Genomic DNA, 16,568 nt, shown 5'->3' on the forward strand with positions numbered 1-16,568 from the left:
TAAATCTCCCAATTTTGATATTATTTTGCTAATTCATTACGCCAGTTAGTTAACATTTCAACATCATCATGTGAAACGTAATCTTCATTGGCCGCGGTGTTAATTAAGTTTGAGTAGTTAGTTACTGCAAAGTATTCTAAACCTTGTGCGGCAAAATTTTCATCCGCTTTTGGTAATTCGTAAGTAAAGATGGCGGCCACCCCGAGCATGTTGCCACCTTCAGCAGTCACTGCCTTGGCTGCTCCAAGGACCGAGCCACCCGTTGAGATTAAATCATCAATCAAAACAACTTTTTTATCAGTAACATCGTAACCTTCAAGTTGCTTTTTAGCACCGTGATCCTTAGGTTGGGCGCGCACATAAATCATTGGTAAATCAAGAATATCGGCTACTAAAGCGGCGTGAGGAATTCCAGCCGTTGCCACACCCCCAATAACTTCAACATCCGGGAATTTATTCTTAATCAACGTTGCCAACCCTTGAGCGATAATTGATCGCACTTTAGGGTAACCAATTGTTTGACGATTATCCGTATAAATCGGGCTCTTAATACCTGAAGCCCAAGTAAATGGATCGTTTGGTTGTAACTTAACGGCACCAATTTCTAATAAACCAGCTGAAATTTCAGTGGCGATTGCATTTAAATCAACGTTGCTCATCTTACTTCTCCTCAAATTCTGTTAATACTTGTTGGTAGGCTTGGCGCATGTCGTGGGCTTGAGTAATTGAACGGCCAACCACAATCCCATCACTACTAAATTCGGCAGCACGTTTTGGTGTCACCACACGTTTTTGATCAGACGCATCATCCCCGGCTAAGCGAATTCCTGGGGTAATAACTTTAAACTCAGGCTTTACATTGTCATGAATAAGTTGTGCTTCAAAGGCTGAAGCAACTACACCATCGGCACCTGAAGCAGCTGCAATCCGTGCTAAATGAATCACAGAATCTTGCAATGACATGCTAATCCCCTGTGTGTATTGCACATCAGCTTCAGAAAATGAGGTTAATTGCGTAATTGCAAGTAACATTGGTGTTACTTTGCCAATTTCAGCAGCACCGGCTTGTAAACCACGTTTAGCAGCTTCAATCATCGCGGGTCCACCAGCGGCGTGAACCGTCACAATATCAACGCCTAACTTTCCAATTTGGAAAGCAGCATGCTCTACTGTATTAGGAATATCATACATCTTTACATCAAGGAAAATCTTCACATTAAGTTGTTTTAATTCCTTCACGAATTCAGGGCCATAAGCGTAAAACATTTCCATTCCAATTTTAACGAAAACATTTTCGTAGTTAGCCAATTGTTCTACACATGCAAAGGCGGCGGCTTTATTATCAAAATCTAGGGCTACAATAACCGGTTTCATGAATATTTTCCTCGTTTAACTTATTTCTTAAAGGGCAATCAAACTTAAAGCTTGATCTTCTAGTACATCTAAGAAGGCGGCAACTGTATCAAGAGATGTAAATAATGGGACCGCATTTTCGATTGCTGCTTCACGAATTTCAGCACCATCATTAGTAGTCCGGCGGCTGTTATCCATAGTATTGACAACAATTTGCAGTTTACGATCTTTCAAAGCTGAAACAGCATTGTTATCTGATTCGGCCAATTTACCCATTACATGTGTCTTAACACCACCGTCTTCAAAGACGTTAGCAGTATTTTGGGTTGCATAGATTTGGAATCCAAGGGCACGGAAGCGTTTAGCTAAGCCCATTGCTTCTGGTTTATCCGCATCAGCAACTGTAAACATAATATTACCATGTTTTGGCACTGAAACATTAGCGGCCAAGAATGCTTTATATAAAGCTTTAGGGAACGTGATGTCAGAGCCCATAACTTCCCCGGTTGACTTCATTTCAGGTCCCAAAGTACTATCAACCATTGGTAATTTATTGAAACTAAAGATTGGGGCTTTAACGTGTACGCCCGCACTTTCTTGGTATAAACCTGTTTCAAAACCAAGATCAGCTAATTTAGTCCCTAACATAATCTTAGAAGCAATTTGAGCCATTGGAATCTTAGTAACCTTTGACATAAATGGTACTGTTCGTGATGCTCGGGGATTTACTTCGATAACATACGCCACATCATCATGGATAACAAACTGAATGTTCATCAAACCAAATGTTTGTAATTCTTTGGCTAAGGCAATTGAGGCCTTAATAATTTGATCTTTAACGTTAGCTGACATTGTTTGTGGTGGGTAAACGCCCATTGAGTCCCCTGAGTGGACCCCAGCACGTTCGATGTGTTCTAAGATTCCGGGAATAACAACGGTTTCACCATCACTAATAACATCAACTTCGGCTTCTGAACCAACCAAGTATGAGTCAATTAAGACGGGGTGTTCATTGGATACTTGCACGGCCCGTTGCATGTAATCACGTAAATCATCATCTGAAGCAACAATTTCCATGGCACGACCACCAAGTACATATGAAGGCCGAACTAAGACTGGATAACCGATTTTTTGTGCGACTTCAACGGCTTGGTCAACGGTTGTCGCAGTGGCACCAACAGGTTGTGGTAAGGCAAGCTTTTTAATAACTTGGTCAAATAATTCCCGGTCTTCTGCACGGTCAAGGGCTTCAACACTCGTCCCTAAAACTTTAACACCGTTTTCAACTAATGGCTTAGCTAAGTTAATTGCTGTTTGGCCACCAAATTGCACCACAACCCCAATTGGTTGTTCTAAATCAATCACGTTTAGAACATCTTCAATCGTTAATGGTTCAAAGTAAAGCTTGTCTGAAATTGAGAAGTCCGTTGACACTGTTTCAGGATTTGAATTCATGATGATGGCTTCATAACCAGCTTCTTGAATTGCCCGGACTGAGTGCACCGTAGCATAGTCAAATTCCACCCCTTGACCGATTCGGATTGGACCTGAGCCAAGGACAAGGACGGATGGCTTATCATTAACAATCACATCGTTTTGTTGTTCGTAAGTGCCATAGTAGTATGGTGTTTTTGACTTAAATTCAGCGGCCACCGTATCAACCATCTTGTAGACTGGTTGCACATTTTCAGCTTTTCGAATCGCACGTACTTCACTCGCCGTTTTGTTCCAGAAACCAGCGATGGCTTCATCACTGAACCCATTCTTTTTAGCTAAAGTTAAGGCCGCAATTGATTGGTCATTAACTAAAAGGGCTTCGATTTCAACGATGTGCAGTAACTTATCTAAGAACCAAATATCAATTTTAGTGATATCGTGAATTTCTTCAATCGTTACACCCCGACGGATAAGTTCAAAGAGCATGAATAAACGATCATCACGAGCTGGTACAAGTGCAGCTTTAAGTTCTTGGTCAGAAAGATCAGCGTATTTTAATTCGTTACCGTGGATAACTCCAATTTCGAGTGAACGCACCGCTTTAAGTAGTGCTTCTTCCATGTTACGACCAATCGCCATAACTTCCCCTGTCGCCTTCATTTGCGTTCCAAGTGAACGATCAGCGGCTGTAAATTTATCAAATGGCCAACGTGGAATCTTAGCAACCACATAATCAAGGGCTGGTTCAAATTCAGCTAATGTTGTTCCAGTAACTGGATTAGTGATTTCATCTAAGTTTAATCCAACGGCAATTTTAGCCGCCATCTTAGCAATTGGGTAACCAGTTGCTTTTGAAGCTAAAGCTGATGAACGAGAAACTCGTGGGTTAACTTCAATAATGTAGTATTGCATGCTGAGAGGGTCCAATGCCATTTGAATGTTAACACCACCTTCAATTTTCAAGGCCCGAATAATCTTTAAAGCGACATCCCGCATCATTTGGTATTCACGGTCTGAAAGGGTTTGGACTGGTGACACAACAATTGAGTCCCCAGTGTGCACCCCAACGGGATCAAAGTTTTCCATTGATGCTACGATTAAGGCGTTATCAACGGCATCACGCATCACTTCAAATTCAATTTCTTTGTATCCGGCAATTGATTTTTCAATTAACACTTGCGTAACTGGTGATAATTCCAAACCATTGGCAGCCGTTTCAGCTAATTCTTTTTCGTTATTGGCAAAACCACCCCCGAAACCACCTAATGTGTAGGCTGGCCGGACAACAACTGGATAACCAATTTGATTAGCAAAATCAAGGGCTTCTTGAGTTGTCACCGCAATTGTTGATTCTGGAACAGGTTCATTTAAGCGTTCCATCAACATTTTAAATTCTTCACGATCTTCAGCTTCTTCGATGGCTTCAAGCTTAGTACCAAGTAATTCAACATTAAATTCGTCTAAAATACCTGATTCAGATAATTGCTTAGCCATGTTTAAACCAGTTTGACCACCGAGCGTTGGTAAGATGGCTTCTGGTAATTCTTGCCGTATGATTTTTGAAACAAAGTCTAAGGTAATTGGTTCGATGAACACCTTATCAGCAATTTCAACGTCGGTCATAATTGTTGCAGGGTTAGAGTTAATTAAAATAACTTCATAACCCTCTTCTTTAAGTGAGATACATGCTTGCGCACCTGAGTAATCAAACTCAGCGGCTTGACCAATTACAATTGGACCTGAACCGATAACTAAAATTTTCTTGATGTCAGTACGTTTTGGCATTATTTATCTCCCTTGTTGGCTTCTTTAATCATAGCAATAAAATCGTCAAAGATATATTCAGCATCGTGTGGACCAGGTGCTGCATCTGGGTGGAATTGGACTGAGAAGGCTGGGCGGCTCTTCAAGCGAACCCCTTCAACGGTTTTATCATTTACTTCGACGTGGGTTACTTCTAAATCCGTCCCGACAAGCGAATCGGCGTCAACGGCGTAACCGTGGTTTTGTGATGTAAAATCAGCGTGCTCTTTACGTAAATCACGGACCGCGTGGTTAAAGCCCCGGTGACCAAATTTCATTTTGTAAGTAGTTGCGCCATTGGCTAATGAGAACAATTGGTGACCTAAACAAATCCCCATTAAAGGTAATTGAGCTTGTAAAGTTTGAATCATTGGAAGTGCATAAGCGGCATCTTTTGGATCTCCAGGGCCGTTTGAAAGTAAGACTCCATCTGGGTTGGCTGATAAAACAGTTTCGGCGTCCACTGTGGCTGGGAAAACTGTTACGTTTACACCACGCTTAGCAAGGGCACGTAAGATTGAGTTTTTAATTCCAAAGTCAATCACGGCAATACCAATCCCATCAGTTGGGGCTTGGTAAATAGTTTTAGTTGAAACTTCGGCAACTTGCGTTGAAGCAAGTTCCATTGCAAAAGCAGCCTTCACCACTGTTTCATCTAGTGAATCAACAATCACGGCTTCCATCGCTCCGGAATCACGAATTTCTTTCGTTAAAGCTCGTGTATCGATTCCAGTAATTCCTGGTAAGCTCTTTTTCTCAGCAAATTCAGCCAGGCTCATTTGTGAACGGAAGTTACTTGGACGGCGGGCAATCTCGTGAGTAATAATCGCATCAGCCGTTGGCGTTAAGCTTTCAAAATCATCCTTGTTAATCCCATAGTTTCCAATCATTGGGTAAGTAAAAGTAATCATTTGGCCAAGGTAACTGGCATCCGTCATTGTTTCTTGATAACCGGTCATCCCTGTACTAAAAACAATTTCGCCGTGTACAGTTTTAGGTGAACCAAAACCTTCACCCGGGTAAACTGAACCATTTTCTAGTACTAAATATCGTAATCCCATATCTTCTCTCCTATTTGCTGTATACTATTTGTCCATCTACAAAGGTTGCTAATACTTGTCCAAATACTTTTTCACCAAGGAATGGTGAGTTAGTGCCTTTTGAAATAAAGTCAGATGCCTTAATTTCATATTCTTCATCAAAATCAACGATTGTTAAATCAGCAGCTGTCCCAACCGCTAATTTACCAGCTGCTAAGTTAAATGCTTGCGCTGGTTTCACCGCCATCCAATCAAGTAACGTTGCTAAGTTTACTAGACCACTCTTCACAAAGTGTGTATACATTAATGCTAGGGATGTTTCAATCCCGACAATCCCAAACGCGGCCGTCTTCATTGAACCACTTTTTTCTTCAACACTATGCGGGGCGTGATCCGTTGCAACCATGTCAATTGTGCCATCCATCAAACCGGCAATACATGCTAAACGATCAGTCGTTGCCCGCAATGGTGGATTCATTTTCATAAATGGGTTATCAAATTCAACCATCGTTTCATCTAATAAAACGTGGTGTGGTGATACTTCTGCCGTTACATGTAAACCTTCACGCTTAGCTTGGCGCACCATTTCAACAGATTCTTTTGTTGAAATGTGGGCGACATGATAATGTACTCCTGTTTGTTTAACCATTACTAAATCACGAGCTAATTGGGTTGATTCGCTCAAACTCTCCATGCCAGGTAACCCGAGACGATCAGCAACTGCCCCAGCGTTCATTGCCCCACCGTTTACTAGACTGTCATCTTCAATGTGAGCCACAATTGGCAAATCCAAATTTTTAGCTTGGCGCATTGCTTCGAGCATCGTCATTGATGTTTGCACTCCATGACCATCATTGGTAAAACCGGCTGGATGGTGTTGCGCAATTTCAGCCATGTTTGTAACATGATCATCAATTAAACCACCTGAAATTGGGGCAAATTGATATGTTTTAATGACTGAATTTTCCGCATTACGCTTAATTTGTGCTGCAAATTTATCCGCTGTATCAGGGACTGGATTTAAATTTGGCATGGCAATTACACTAGTAAAACCACCATGGGCCGAAGCTTTACTACCAGAAGCAATCGTTTCTTTATATTCAAATCCCGGTTCCCGGAAATGGACGTGCACGTCAATGAGCCCTGGTAAAGCATCTTTACCTTGAGCGTCAAACACTTCACTAGTTGATGCTTGAATGTTGGTTGCGATTGCTGTTACGCGGCCATCTTCAATTAAAATGTCTTGAATTTGGCCATTGATGCGACCATTTTTAATCAAACGTTGCATGTTATTCCTCCACTAAACCTTTACTTGTTAACACAGCGTTTAAAATTGCCATGCGAGCAAAAACTCCATTGTGCATTTGCGTGAAAATTTTTGACTTTGGTGCTTCAACTAACTCGGATGAAATTTCAACATCGCGATTAACCGGAGCTGGATGCATAATAATGGCATTATCTTTAAGCACATCATAACGGGCTTTGTTTAAGCCATATTGTTGGTGGTATTCAACCGCCGTGAAGGCATTTAAATCATCTTCTTGCAATCGTTCTGTTTGAACGCGTAATAACATCACAACATCTAATTTAGGTAGTAATTCATCAATCTCAACATACGTACCAAAGGCGGCGAAATCTTCATTAAACCATTCTTTTGGACCACTGAAGAAGACGTTGGCGCCTAAGCGATTTAAAATTTCAGCATTTGAACGAGCCACACGTGAATGCGCGATGTCACCGATAATCCCAATATTTAAACCGGTAAAAGTTTTAAATTGATCATGGATTGTCATTAAATCAAGTAAACTTTGTGATGGATGTTGACCGCTACCATCACCTGCATTTACCAGGCCTAATTCAATATTTTTATCTTCAACCATTGGACCATACCAGTTGTTTAACCGGTGGCGGATAACTACAAAATCAACGCCAATCGCTTGCAAAGTTTTTAAAGTATCACCTAATGACTCACCTTTAGTAACTGAACTAGTTGATGGATTAATATCAATTAGCTTGACGCCTAAACGTTGTTCTGCCATTTGAAATGAGCTGTGCGTCCGCGTACTATTTTCAAAAAACAAATTTGCCGTATATACAGGACGTTTTAACGTTACTTGTTTACCATCACGGAAGGCATATGCGCTTGTAAGTAATTCGTGTAACTCACTATCTGATAAATCATTAATATTTAAAAAATTTGCGAACTGTACCATGTCGGTTTCCTTTCAAAAAAAAACTGCCTTCTCCAAAGAGAGGGCAGTTTCCGATTGTTGTGATCGTAACGATTAATTGCCTGATTGTGCTCTCTCTGGAGTTTCTTAAATAGACGTTATGAAATTTTATTTGGTGCTGTAAATACAAAAAAACTCTTTGGAATATCCAAAGAGTTTACAGGTTAGCTTAAATAAAGTTACAGTATCCCTACTGTTATTTTTAACTTACCTTAGTGACTCTCTGGTCGACCTTTAAAGGACATTTACATTAGAAATTATTATATCAGAGTTATTTTTAAGATGCAATGACCTTTTTTATTAATTTTATTTATCTAATCTAAATAAATAAAAAGCAAGAAACCGTCTGTTCTCCAGAAGGCTTCCTGCTCGTATTATAAATTATTCAGTTGGTTCAACAATAGTTTCTTCTTCAACCGGTACAAGCAAACTTTCCCAGCCACCAGCTTTAATTAAAGCGACTTGGTCATTAAAGAACGTGGTAATTCGCTTTTGGACGCTAGCTGGATCATCCAAATAAGCCGCAACTGAAGCTGCTTTTTGAATAAACAAACTTGATTGCGAAATCATTGGATGTTCGATAATCATATAAATGTTAACTGGATACATCGTTGCTTCATCAATTAATTTAGTCAAAGCATTTGTATACCGGACCGGTAAGTTAATAGCTGAAGTTTCCAAACTAAATGTTAATGGTTCGCCTTCGACCAATTCATTAACCGTAATTGCAATCCGCGTCACCTTTTGGTGCTTAATATTTTGATCTAAATCGGCAAAAGCCGCCGTAAAATCAAGTTCGTTAAAATTAACAAGGCTTTCACTTACTTCAAGTACTTGTTGGTCTTTTACAACTTCTAAAAATTCACTACCTAAAATTTCCATCATTTAATCCTTTTATTTCCGAAAGTATATACCTGCTGCACGCCGATATTGCACCGCAGCTTTAATCCACAAGCCAAAGGCAATGAGATTAAGTAAAACACTTACCCAACCTACCCCAAGCATAACACCATGTAATGCTAATTTACCTACAACTAACTGAACAAGTGCTGTGGCAATTGTAATACCGATAAATAACATTGCCAACGCCATCAAATAAATTGCCATTGGTTGCTTACGATACAGTAAGGCAGATGCAATTAACATAATTGCGATTACCGTTATCAGCGAATGCCATTCAACATGCCCCTTAACAGAAAAGCTTAAACTAACGATGGCAAATAAAATAAAGTTTAAAATACCATATCCCACGACTCGTTTTACTTTGTTTACCATATCTACCTCAAATTTAAATTATGCTAATAAATCTAAAATTTGGGCGTGATCAATTCCAAGGAAGTAATTTCCTAATTCAACACTAGCAAGAACCTTTTCTAATTCTTCACGGTTATACTTAATCCCAACAAATTTGGCTTCAAGTTCTGAAACATCACTCGTCCCAAAGAAGTCACCATAGAAAGTAACTTTATCAATGATACCATCTTTTACGTCTAAGCGGGCATCAATTGTCCCTGCCGCAAAATGTTGTCGCTTTTGGACGGTAAATGCAGGAGATGTTCCATACACCCAATCCCAATTGTTATAAACCGTTTCATAGATTTCTTCAATTTTAGCTTCTTCAGCAGTTGAAATTTTAACTTCTTTATCTTTAATATCGGCTAAATCTTCAACGGCAAATAAGTGTTTTAATAAAGCATCCCGGAAACCTATAACATCTAAATCTTGATATTTTTCATCTAAATAAGGTTTTAAATTAGTAACTCGTGAACGAACTGATTTGATTCCCTTAGAAGCAATCTTATCAGCGGGCACGTTTAATGCTTTGGTGACCACATCCAAGTCAACATCTAACATTAATGTTCCATGGGCATAAATTTTAGAACCATGCTTAAACATCGCACTACCAGAGAATTTCTTACCATCAACAATCATATCATTGCGTCCGGAAACTTCGGCAGTTGTAGCCCCCATTTCATGAAGAGCTTTAATAATTGGTGAGACAAACGTTTTAAAGTCACCAAATTCAGCATTTTTAGTATCTAATACAAAACTAAAACACAGATTACCTAAATCATGATAAACAGCTCCACCCCCACTACGCCGGCGTGTAACTACAATATTATGATCATCAATAAATTTTTGATTAACTTCTTCTTGTGTATTTTGATTACGCCCAACAATAATTGATGGCTTTTCATAATAGAAAAGCACTAAAGGTTCATCAAACTCACGATTGTACATTAAGTATTCTTCAGTAGCTAAATTATGACGAATATCGTCACTTGGCATTACATAATAAAACATAATAGTCGATCCCCCAAAAATACCTTAATTATTTAACAATAATAACATCACAAGGTGCCGTGCGAGTAACAAAGTTTGTTACTGAACCAACGACTAAACGTTCAACGGCATTCATTCCTGTAGTCCCCATCACAATTAAGCCGGTGTCATGATCAGCTGGAAAGTCTTTTGCAAGGACTTCTTTAGGATTACCAAATCGCACATGAATTTCAACTTCCTTCACCCCAGCATCAAGAGCCTGTTGTTGATAAATTTTCAAACGTTTTTCAACTTCATCAACCATACGATAAACAACGTCACCAGACACCGCACCACCATAGCCATCAGCAAATTGATTAATTTCGAGCACATTTAAAATGTCTAAACGTGTATCATTACGTTTAGCAACTTGAATCGCAGTTGCTAAAACTTTTTCAGTAATCTTTGATCCATCAACTGGCGCTAAAATGTTCTTATATTCTTGCATAATCTTACACTCCTTGAATAGTTAGAATCTAGCTCAATTATACACTTGATTTTCTAGAATGTAAGCGATTCCTTTATACAAATCTAATTATTAGGTAATTTTTTGTGAATCAATATTTTCTAATCTGCAAATCGAACCTGGTTATCACTAAGGCTAGCAATTTTAACTAGTGACTCGACTTGAAATCCCTTATCTTCGATTGTTTGACGGCCAGGTTGAAAACTTTTTTCAATAACAATTCCCACTCCAGCTAATGTTGCTTGTGCTTGCTCAAGAATATCAATTAAACCTTCAACTGCTTGACCATTAGCCAAAAAATCGTCAATTACTAGAACATTTTCCCCTGGTTGAATAAATCGTTTATCTACCATGACATCTGTATATTGTTGCGTTGTATATGAAAATAACTTTGTAGCATAAATATCTGCAGATAAAGTTAATGATTTACGTTTACGTGCAAACACTAATGGAACCTTCATTGCTTGGGCCGCCATTATAGCGGGTGCAATCCCTGATGACTCAATTGTTAAAATTCTATCTATTTGTTGATTAGCAAACCGTTTAGCAAACTCTTGCCCAATAGCCGTCATTAATTCAACATCTATTTGTTGATTAATAAATGAATCAACCTTTAATACATTTCCTGGTAATACGCGCCCGTTGGCAATAATTTTTTGTTTTAAAGCTTCCATTGTATTTCTCCTAGTTAGTATGTTCTAAAAAACGACGAGCAAAATGCAACGTCGTTTTTATAGATAGCTATTTAATTATTAATCCTTAAAGGCGTGGTCTAAAACTCCATTAATAAACTTACGTGAACGTTCATCACTAAAGGTTTTAGCCAAATTTAATGCTTCATCGATAATAACTTTACTTGGAACTGCATTTTGAGCATCAACATATTTGTGTTCAAAAATTGCCAATTCTAAAATAATCCGATCAGCACGAGCCAACCGATCAAAAGTCCATCCACTAGCTAAGAATGGCGTAATGTCTTGTTCAAGCATTTCTCGATTACTTAAAACACCAGTTACTAATTCTTTTAAGTAATCAGGCACAGCTGGAGTAGGTACGATATCTTCCAATACATCTTCGTAAAGAGTATCAAGATTAGCTTCTGAATTTCCAGCTAATGCAAAGAGCGTTTGAAATGCTTTTTCACGTATTTGATGTCGACTAATAGTCACAATTATTCACCTTTTTCTTCTTCATCATCCCCAAACAAATTATTGGGATCAAGTTGTTGGTCGGCCTTTTGAGGCACAATACCCTCAACGTGGATATTAATTTCTGCTACTGTTAAATCGGTCATGGCACTAATTTGTGACTTAATATGTTCTTGTAGCTTCAAGCTCACTTTAGGTACACTAACACCATATTCAAGATAAACATAAACATCAAAGATAATAGTATCGTCGTTCATGCTTACTTTAACACCCTTACCATGCTCAACGCGACCAAATAATTCAGATACTTGATTACCAATTGAGCTTTGCATTTTAATCACACCATCGATTTCACTCGCAGCGATTCCAGCAATTACTTCTAGGACACTTGGGTTTACCTCAGTATGGCCTAAAACCTTACCGTCATTTGCAAGTGTAATATTTGTCTCTTCTGCCATTTCAGTCTCCTCCATGGATTACTAGTTTAACTAGTCTAGATATACAGCTTTAATTATATCAAAAAAGCCTCTCGCTTTCACGACAGACTTTTTAAATTATTAAAATTAGGCACGTGATTTGTAAGTACCGTTATCGTCAGTGTTGATAACAAGCTTGTCACCAGCATTGATAAAGTCAGGTACTTGGATAACTAAACCAGTTTCCATAGTTGCTGGCTTACCACCACCATTAGCAGTAGCACCCTTAATAGCAGGTTGAGTTTCCTTAACTTCAAGTGTAACAACCTTTGGTACTTCAACACCAAGAACTTCGTTACCAAATGTAGTAACAGAAACTTCCATACCTTCAAGCATAAACTTCAAAGCATCTTTGATGTTTTCTTCGTTCAATGCAAATTGATCGTAAGTTTCAACGTTCATGAAGACATGTTGGTCACCTTCAGCGTACAAGTAAGTAGCTTTTTGTGTCAAGATTTCAGCAGGAACTAACTTTTCAGAAGTGTTACTGAAAGTAATTTCGTTAACTGCACCAGTACGCAAGTTCTTTAACTTTGAACGTACGAAGGCTGAACCTTTACCAGGTTTAACGTGTTGGAATTCAATCACACGCCAGATAGCGTTATTGTATTCAATAGTCAAACCAGTTTTTAAATCATTTGGTGTAATTGCCATTGTAATTATCTCCTTAAAATACGTAATTCTTACCTATTCTACCAGTCAAACTAACATTCGACAAGTAAAATTATTTACCGCGCGCCTTATCAGCAGCAATCTTATTGGCTTTTCGTGTTGCACGTTGTTCCATTCGTTGTTCAATTCGACGATCCATTTGTGCTTTACGTTTGATGGCTTGATTGATTTGGTGTTTGTAACCAGGTTTAATCTTCTTTTTCTTTTTCTTAATTAAACCAATCATTGTTGGATCAAGCTTCTTTTGGGTTTTATTACGTTTCTCACGACGCTTACGGTCAAACGTATCGACAATTTGATCACCCTTAATGGCTTTTGGTTGGAATTTAACCCCGAGATTTTCTAATTCGGCAACTTGATCATCATTATCAGGCGTGTATAACGTAATCGCAATTCCGCTCATTCCGTTACGGCCAGTCCGACCAACTCGGTGGATAAAGAAGTCTAAATCAGCCGGAATATCATCGTTAATTACGTGTGATACCCCTTCAATATCAATCCCCCGAGCAGCCAAATCAGTGGCCACTACATATTGGAAATCAAGGTTTTGCACTTGCTTCATCACCCGCTTACGTTCACGTGGTGCAATCCCGCCGTGGACGGTAGCAACTTTTAAGTTTTGACCACGCAAGAAGTGACTTAATTCATCGGCGCGTTCTTTAGTATTAGTAAAGATTAAGGCCAAGTATGGTTGTCCAAGGGTCAATAATTTTAAGATAACTTCATTTTTTGAAGCACTCTTAGTTGAAATTAACCAGTTTTCAATTGTTGGTGAAATCACTGTTGTTACCGGAATTTCTTCCACCACTGGGTTACTTAAATATTTACGTAAAAATGGTTGCAACTTTTGAGGAATGGTTGCTGAGAAAACTAACATTTGTAAATCTTCTGGCATCGCACCAGCAACTGCATCAACTTCAGGTAAGAATCCTAAATCAAGGGTCATATCTGCTTCATCAACAACCAATGTCTTACTAAAGTGCACATCGAGTGCTTGTGTTTTTAATAAATCAGCAATCCGTCCTGGTGTACCAATTACAATGTGCGGTTGTGCGGTTGCTAATTGTTTTAATTGGCGTTCCTTATCAGTTCCACCAACGTAATTAGCAATTCGAATTTCGGTATCAAAGTGCTTAGCAATTTGTTTAGCCGCATTATAAATCTGTTGGGCTAATTCACGTGATGGTGTTGTGATAACTGCTTGTACTTGGTTAAAATTCACATCAAGATTTTGAAAAATTGGTAATAAAAATGTATGTGTCTTACCAGAACCCGTTTGTGATTGCCCAACAACTGAACGGCCACTAATAACCGTTGGAATTAAGCGTTCTTGCACTGCTGTGGGCGTGTTAAAGTTAATTTCCGCTAAGGCGTCCATAATTGCTGGTTTTAAATTAAAATCAGTAAATTGTTTCGTCATTAATTAAATCCTTTCTATATTAAACGATCATTGTATCGTTTAAGAGCACGGGCTAGTTCATCAATAATATCATTGACCTCATCCATATCACGCGCCTTAGCCCCAGATGCTAGTGGATGACCACCACCATCATGATTACGAGCGATATTATTAATTACCATATCCTTGGAACGTAAACGAACACGGTAACTATGATCATCTTGTTCTTCAAATATTGCCCATGTCCGGACACTATCAACTCGACCTGGTAAGGGCACGACAAAAGCCGTTCCACTTTCACCAAGATCAAATGAATTTACAAGTTCATTGCTTAAAACCATATAAGCAAGGCCATTTTCAACAATGTTTAGGTTTTGCAACACATAGCCTGACAACTTAGCTGCTTCCGGACTAATTGCGTCCATTTTTTGATTAACATTAATAATATCAAAATCAAACTTAAACAGTTCTGACACTACCCGCATGGTTTCACTGTCGACAGAATATAAGAAGCGTCCGGTATCACCGACAATTCCTGCATATAAAACACGGGCTGCTTCTGCATTCAATGTCATTTTACCATGTGATTGCTCAGCGAGTTCATAAATTAAACTTGATGTTGAACTGGCATCTGCTATCACCCATTGTAGATCACCGTAAGGCTCATCATTAGGATGATGATCAATTTTAATCATCTCTTTTCCATTCGGGTAACGTTGATCATCAATTCGCGGCGCATTGGCAGTATCAGTTACAATAACTAAGGCATTTTCATATATTTCATCGTCAATTGTTTCCATTTCGGCAATCCACGCCAACCCAGGAACGGGTTTTCCAATAATATGAACATGCTTATTTGGATATGAATTGCGAATAATCATTGCTAATCCCGCCTGAGATCCAAATGCATCAGGATCTGGACGTTGATGGCGATGAATAATAATCGTGTCATATTCCTCAATTTTGGCAATAATTTGCTCTTGAATCGTCATGCATCTACTCTTTTCATTTTTTATTATCTATATAATTTATACTCGCTAAAATTCACCTAACATTTTAGTATACCTTATTTTAAGGCTTAATTATTCAAAAAGTGCTAAATTTATATTTTCAAACGTAATTGGTGCTAAGCTAGTTACCGTAATTCCTAATAGACGAACTGCCTGCGTCGTAAATGGTAAAGTTGCTATAATTTCTTCAGCAACTTTAACCATATTTGCAATATCATTTGGATAAAAATCAGTTTGTGTCAAGCGCTTGGTCAATGTTGTAAAATCACTATACCGAATCTTTAAAACAATAGTGCGTCCATGACGTTGATTTTGTTGCAAAGCATTAACTAAATCAGTTGCTAAATTAGTCAATGCCTTATTAATTTGTGATGGTAATTCAAGTGGTGGTAAATAGGTTGATTCCTTACCAATTGACTTACGCTCTTGTTGCCATTGGACGGGCCGCTCATCAATACCACGTACACGACGATATAAATCGTAACCTAACTTACCAAAATGTTGAATTAAAAATGATTCAGTTTGTTGATATAAATCTGACCCATTTAAAATACCTAGTTTTTCCATTTGTGGTAAGGTCTTCTTGCCAATCCCTCGAAACGCACCGATTGGTTGCCTACTTAAAAATTCAATAGCATCTTCTTGCCTAACAATCGTCACGCCAACTGGTTTATTATATTCCGATGCTAATTTAGCAATAAATTTATTATAGCTAATACCCGTTGAACAAGTTAAATGCAATTTTTCCCAAATTTCTTGTTGCATTCGATGTGCCAGGATTACAGGATTACTAATACCTAATTTATTCTCTGTCACGTCTAAATATGCCTCATCAAATGCAATTGGTTCAATTTTTTCAGTATATTCATGGAATATAGCATGAACTTGTGCAGATACCTCTTTATACTTAACAAAATTCGGTGTTAAAAAAACACCTTCTGGGGCTAATTTTTTAGCTTCTATTGCACTCATTGCTGAATGAATTCCTAATTGTCGAGCAACATAATTAGCCGTTGCAACGACCCCATGCCCACCAGTTTTAGCCGGATCTTTGGCTAAAATCAGCGGTACATGCCGTAGTTTGGGGTTATCACGCATTTCAACTTGTGCATAAAAAGCATCCATATCAACATGAATTATTTTCCGCATAGTTGCCGCTCCCTGTTCAAAAAGTAACATTATCTTATCTCATATTAACAAAAAAATCCCTA

The 16,568-nt window shown here is 38.5% G+C and carries 17 protein-coding genes; all 17 read right to left on the reverse strand.

Annotated elements, in window-relative coordinates; all coding sequences use genetic code 11:
• Positions 1 to 20: 20 nt before the first annotated feature.
• The 17 genes from pyrE to dinB all read right to left on the reverse strand — a co-directional run bounded on the left by pyrE (position 21) and on the right by dinB (position 16,506).
• The gene (gene pyrE, locus HF964_RS05610) at positions 21 to 659 is read right to left on the reverse strand and encodes an orotate phosphoribosyltransferase (protein WP_210726994.1); all 639 of its coding nucleotides are present in this window, start codon (positions 657 to 659) and stop codon (positions 21 to 23) included.
• A gap of 1 nt (position 660) precedes the next feature.
• Complete coding sequence (gene pyrF, locus HF964_RS05615) at positions 661 to 1,374, reverse strand: orotidine-5'-phosphate decarboxylase (protein WP_168722076.1); 714 nt, start codon at positions 1,372 to 1,374, stop codon at positions 661 to 663.
• A 27-nt stretch (positions 1,375 to 1,401) separates the two neighbouring features.
• Positions 1,402 to 4,575 carry a carbamoyl-phosphate synthase large subunit gene (carB, locus tag HF964_RS05620; protein WP_168722077.1) on the reverse strand — a complete coding sequence of 1,058 codons (3,174 nt, stop codon included), beginning with the start codon at positions 4,573 to 4,575 and terminating at the stop codon, positions 1,402 to 1,404.
• Entirely contained in the window at positions 4,575 to 5,654 is a 1,080-nt protein-coding gene (locus tag HF964_RS05625; protein ID WP_168722078.1) for a carbamoyl phosphate synthase small subunit, read from the reverse strand. Before HF964_RS05625 ends, carB begins: the two co-directional genes overlap by 1 nt.
• Positions 5,655 to 5,664: 10 nt before the next feature.
• The gene (locus HF964_RS05630) at positions 5,665 to 6,921 is read right to left on the reverse strand and encodes a dihydroorotase (protein WP_168722079.1); all 1,257 of its coding nucleotides are present in this window, start codon (positions 6,919 to 6,921) and stop codon (positions 5,665 to 5,667) included.
• A gap of 1 nt (position 6,922) precedes the next feature.
• A complete protein-coding gene (locus HF964_RS05635; protein WP_168722080.1) occupies positions 6,923 to 7,846 on the reverse strand; it encodes an aspartate carbamoyltransferase catalytic subunit in 924 nt (307 codons plus the stop codon).
• A gap of 399 nt (positions 7,847 to 8,245) precedes the next feature.
• Entirely contained in the window at positions 8,246 to 8,749 is a 504-nt protein-coding gene (locus HF964_RS05640; protein ID WP_168722081.1) for a hypothetical protein, read from the reverse strand.
• 9 nt (positions 8,750 to 8,758) lie between these two features.
• Complete coding sequence (locus HF964_RS05645) at positions 8,759 to 9,139, reverse strand: hypothetical protein (RefSeq protein WP_168722082.1); 381 nt, start codon at positions 9,137 to 9,139, stop codon at positions 8,759 to 8,761.
• A gap of 18 nt (positions 9,140 to 9,157) precedes the next feature.
• The gene (locus HF964_RS05650; protein WP_168722083.1) at positions 9,158 to 10,168 is read right to left on the reverse strand and encodes a lipoate--protein ligase; all 1,011 of its coding nucleotides are present in this window, start codon (positions 10,166 to 10,168) and stop codon (positions 9,158 to 9,160) included.
• Between the two features lie 28 nt (positions 10,169 to 10,196).
• Positions 10,197 to 10,637 (reverse strand): universal stress protein, encoded by a 441-nt coding sequence (locus HF964_RS05655; protein WP_168722161.1) that lies wholly within the window; start codon positions 10,635 to 10,637, stop codon positions 10,197 to 10,199.
• Positions 10,638 to 10,753: 116 nt separating this feature from the next.
• Positions 10,754 to 11,326 carry a xanthine phosphoribosyltransferase gene (locus tag HF964_RS05660; RefSeq protein WP_168722084.1) on the reverse strand — a complete coding sequence of 191 codons (573 nt, stop codon included), beginning with the start codon at positions 11,324 to 11,326 and terminating at the stop codon, positions 10,754 to 10,756.
• A gap of 78 nt (positions 11,327 to 11,404) precedes the next feature.
• Complete coding sequence (nusB, locus tag HF964_RS05665; protein ID WP_168722085.1) at positions 11,405 to 11,821, reverse strand: transcription antitermination factor NusB; 417 nt, start codon at positions 11,819 to 11,821, stop codon at positions 11,405 to 11,407.
• 2 nt (positions 11,822 to 11,823) lie between these two features.
• Positions 11,824 to 12,258: an Asp23/Gls24 family envelope stress response protein gene (locus tag HF964_RS05670; RefSeq protein WP_168722086.1), complete on the reverse strand. Its 435-nt coding sequence runs from the start codon at positions 12,256 to 12,258 to the stop codon at positions 11,824 to 11,826.
• 105 nt (positions 12,259 to 12,363) lie between these two features.
• Positions 12,364 to 12,930, reverse strand: coding sequence for an elongation factor P (gene efp, locus HF964_RS05675; RefSeq protein WP_168722087.1), 567 nt, complete (start codon positions 12,928 to 12,930; stop codon positions 12,364 to 12,366).
• A gap of 70 nt (positions 12,931 to 13,000) precedes the next feature.
• Complete coding sequence (locus HF964_RS05680; protein ID WP_168722088.1) at positions 13,001 to 14,368, reverse strand: DEAD/DEAH box helicase; 1,368 nt, start codon at positions 14,366 to 14,368, stop codon at positions 13,001 to 13,003.
• 14 nt (positions 14,369 to 14,382) lie between these two features.
• Entirely contained in the window at positions 14,383 to 15,339 is a 957-nt protein-coding gene (locus HF964_RS05685; protein ID WP_168722089.1) for a DHH family phosphoesterase, read from the reverse strand.
• A 90-nt stretch (positions 15,340 to 15,429) separates the two neighbouring features.
• A complete protein-coding gene (gene dinB, locus HF964_RS05690) occupies positions 15,430 to 16,506 on the reverse strand; it encodes a DNA polymerase IV (RefSeq protein ID WP_246220256.1) in 1,077 nt (358 codons plus the stop codon).
• Between the last annotated feature and the right edge of the window lie 62 nt (positions 16,507 to 16,568).

Origin of the sequence: Periweissella fabalis (assembly GCF_012396505.1) — a bacterium.
Lineage (GTDB): Bacteria > Bacillota > Bacilli > Lactobacillales > Lactobacillaceae > Periweissella > Periweissella fabalis.

Excerpts from the sequence above, each read along its gene's own strand:
- pyrE (WP_210726994.1), bottom strand. The coding sequence starts at position 659 with ATGAGCAACGTTGATTTAAATGCAATCGCCACTGAAATTTCAGCTGGT.
- pyrF (WP_168722076.1), bottom strand. The coding sequence starts at position 1,374 with ATGAAACCGGTTATTGTAGCCCTAGATTTTGATAATAAAGCCGCCGCC.
- carB (WP_168722077.1), bottom strand. The coding sequence starts at position 4,575 with ATGCCAAAACGTACTGACATCAAGAAAATTTTAGTTATCGGTTCAGGT.
- HF964_RS05625 (WP_168722078.1), bottom strand. The coding sequence starts at position 5,654 with ATGGGATTACGATATTTAGTACTAGAAAATGGTTCAGTTTACCCGGGT.
- HF964_RS05630 (WP_168722079.1), bottom strand. The coding sequence starts at position 6,921 with ATGCAACGTTTGATTAAAAATGGTCGCATCAATGGCCAAATTCAAGAC.
- HF964_RS05635 (WP_168722080.1), bottom strand. The coding sequence starts at position 7,846 with ATGGTACAGTTCGCAAATTTTTTAAATATTAATGATTTATCAGATAGT.
- HF964_RS05640 (WP_168722081.1), bottom strand. The coding sequence starts at position 8,749 with ATGATGGAAATTTTAGGTAGTGAATTTTTAGAAGTTGTAAAAGACCAA.
- HF964_RS05645 (WP_168722082.1), bottom strand. The coding sequence starts at position 9,139 with ATGGTAAACAAAGTAAAACGAGTCGTGGGATATGGTATTTTAAACTTT.
- HF964_RS05650 (WP_168722083.1), bottom strand. The coding sequence starts at position 10,168 with ATGTTTTATTATGTAATGCCAAGTGACGATATTCGTCATAATTTAGCT.
- HF964_RS05660 (WP_168722084.1), bottom strand. The coding sequence starts at position 11,326 with ATGGAAGCTTTAAAACAAAAAATTATTGCCAACGGGCGCGTATTACCA.
- HF964_RS05670 (WP_168722086.1), bottom strand. The coding sequence starts at position 12,258 with ATGGCAGAAGAGACAAATATTACACTTGCAAATGACGGTAAGGTTTTA.
- efp (WP_168722087.1), bottom strand. The coding sequence starts at position 12,930 with ATGGCAATTACACCAAATGATTTAAAAACTGGTTTGACTATTGAATAC.
- HF964_RS05680 (WP_168722088.1), bottom strand. The coding sequence starts at position 14,368 with ATGACGAAACAATTTACTGATTTTAATTTAAAACCAGCAATTATGGAC.
- HF964_RS05685 (WP_168722089.1), bottom strand. The coding sequence starts at position 15,339 with ATGACGATTCAAGAGCAAATTATTGCCAAAATTGAGGAATATGACACG.
- dinB (WP_246220256.1), bottom strand. The coding sequence starts at position 16,506 with ATGCGGAAAATAATTCATGTTGATATGGATGCTTTTTATGCACAAGTT.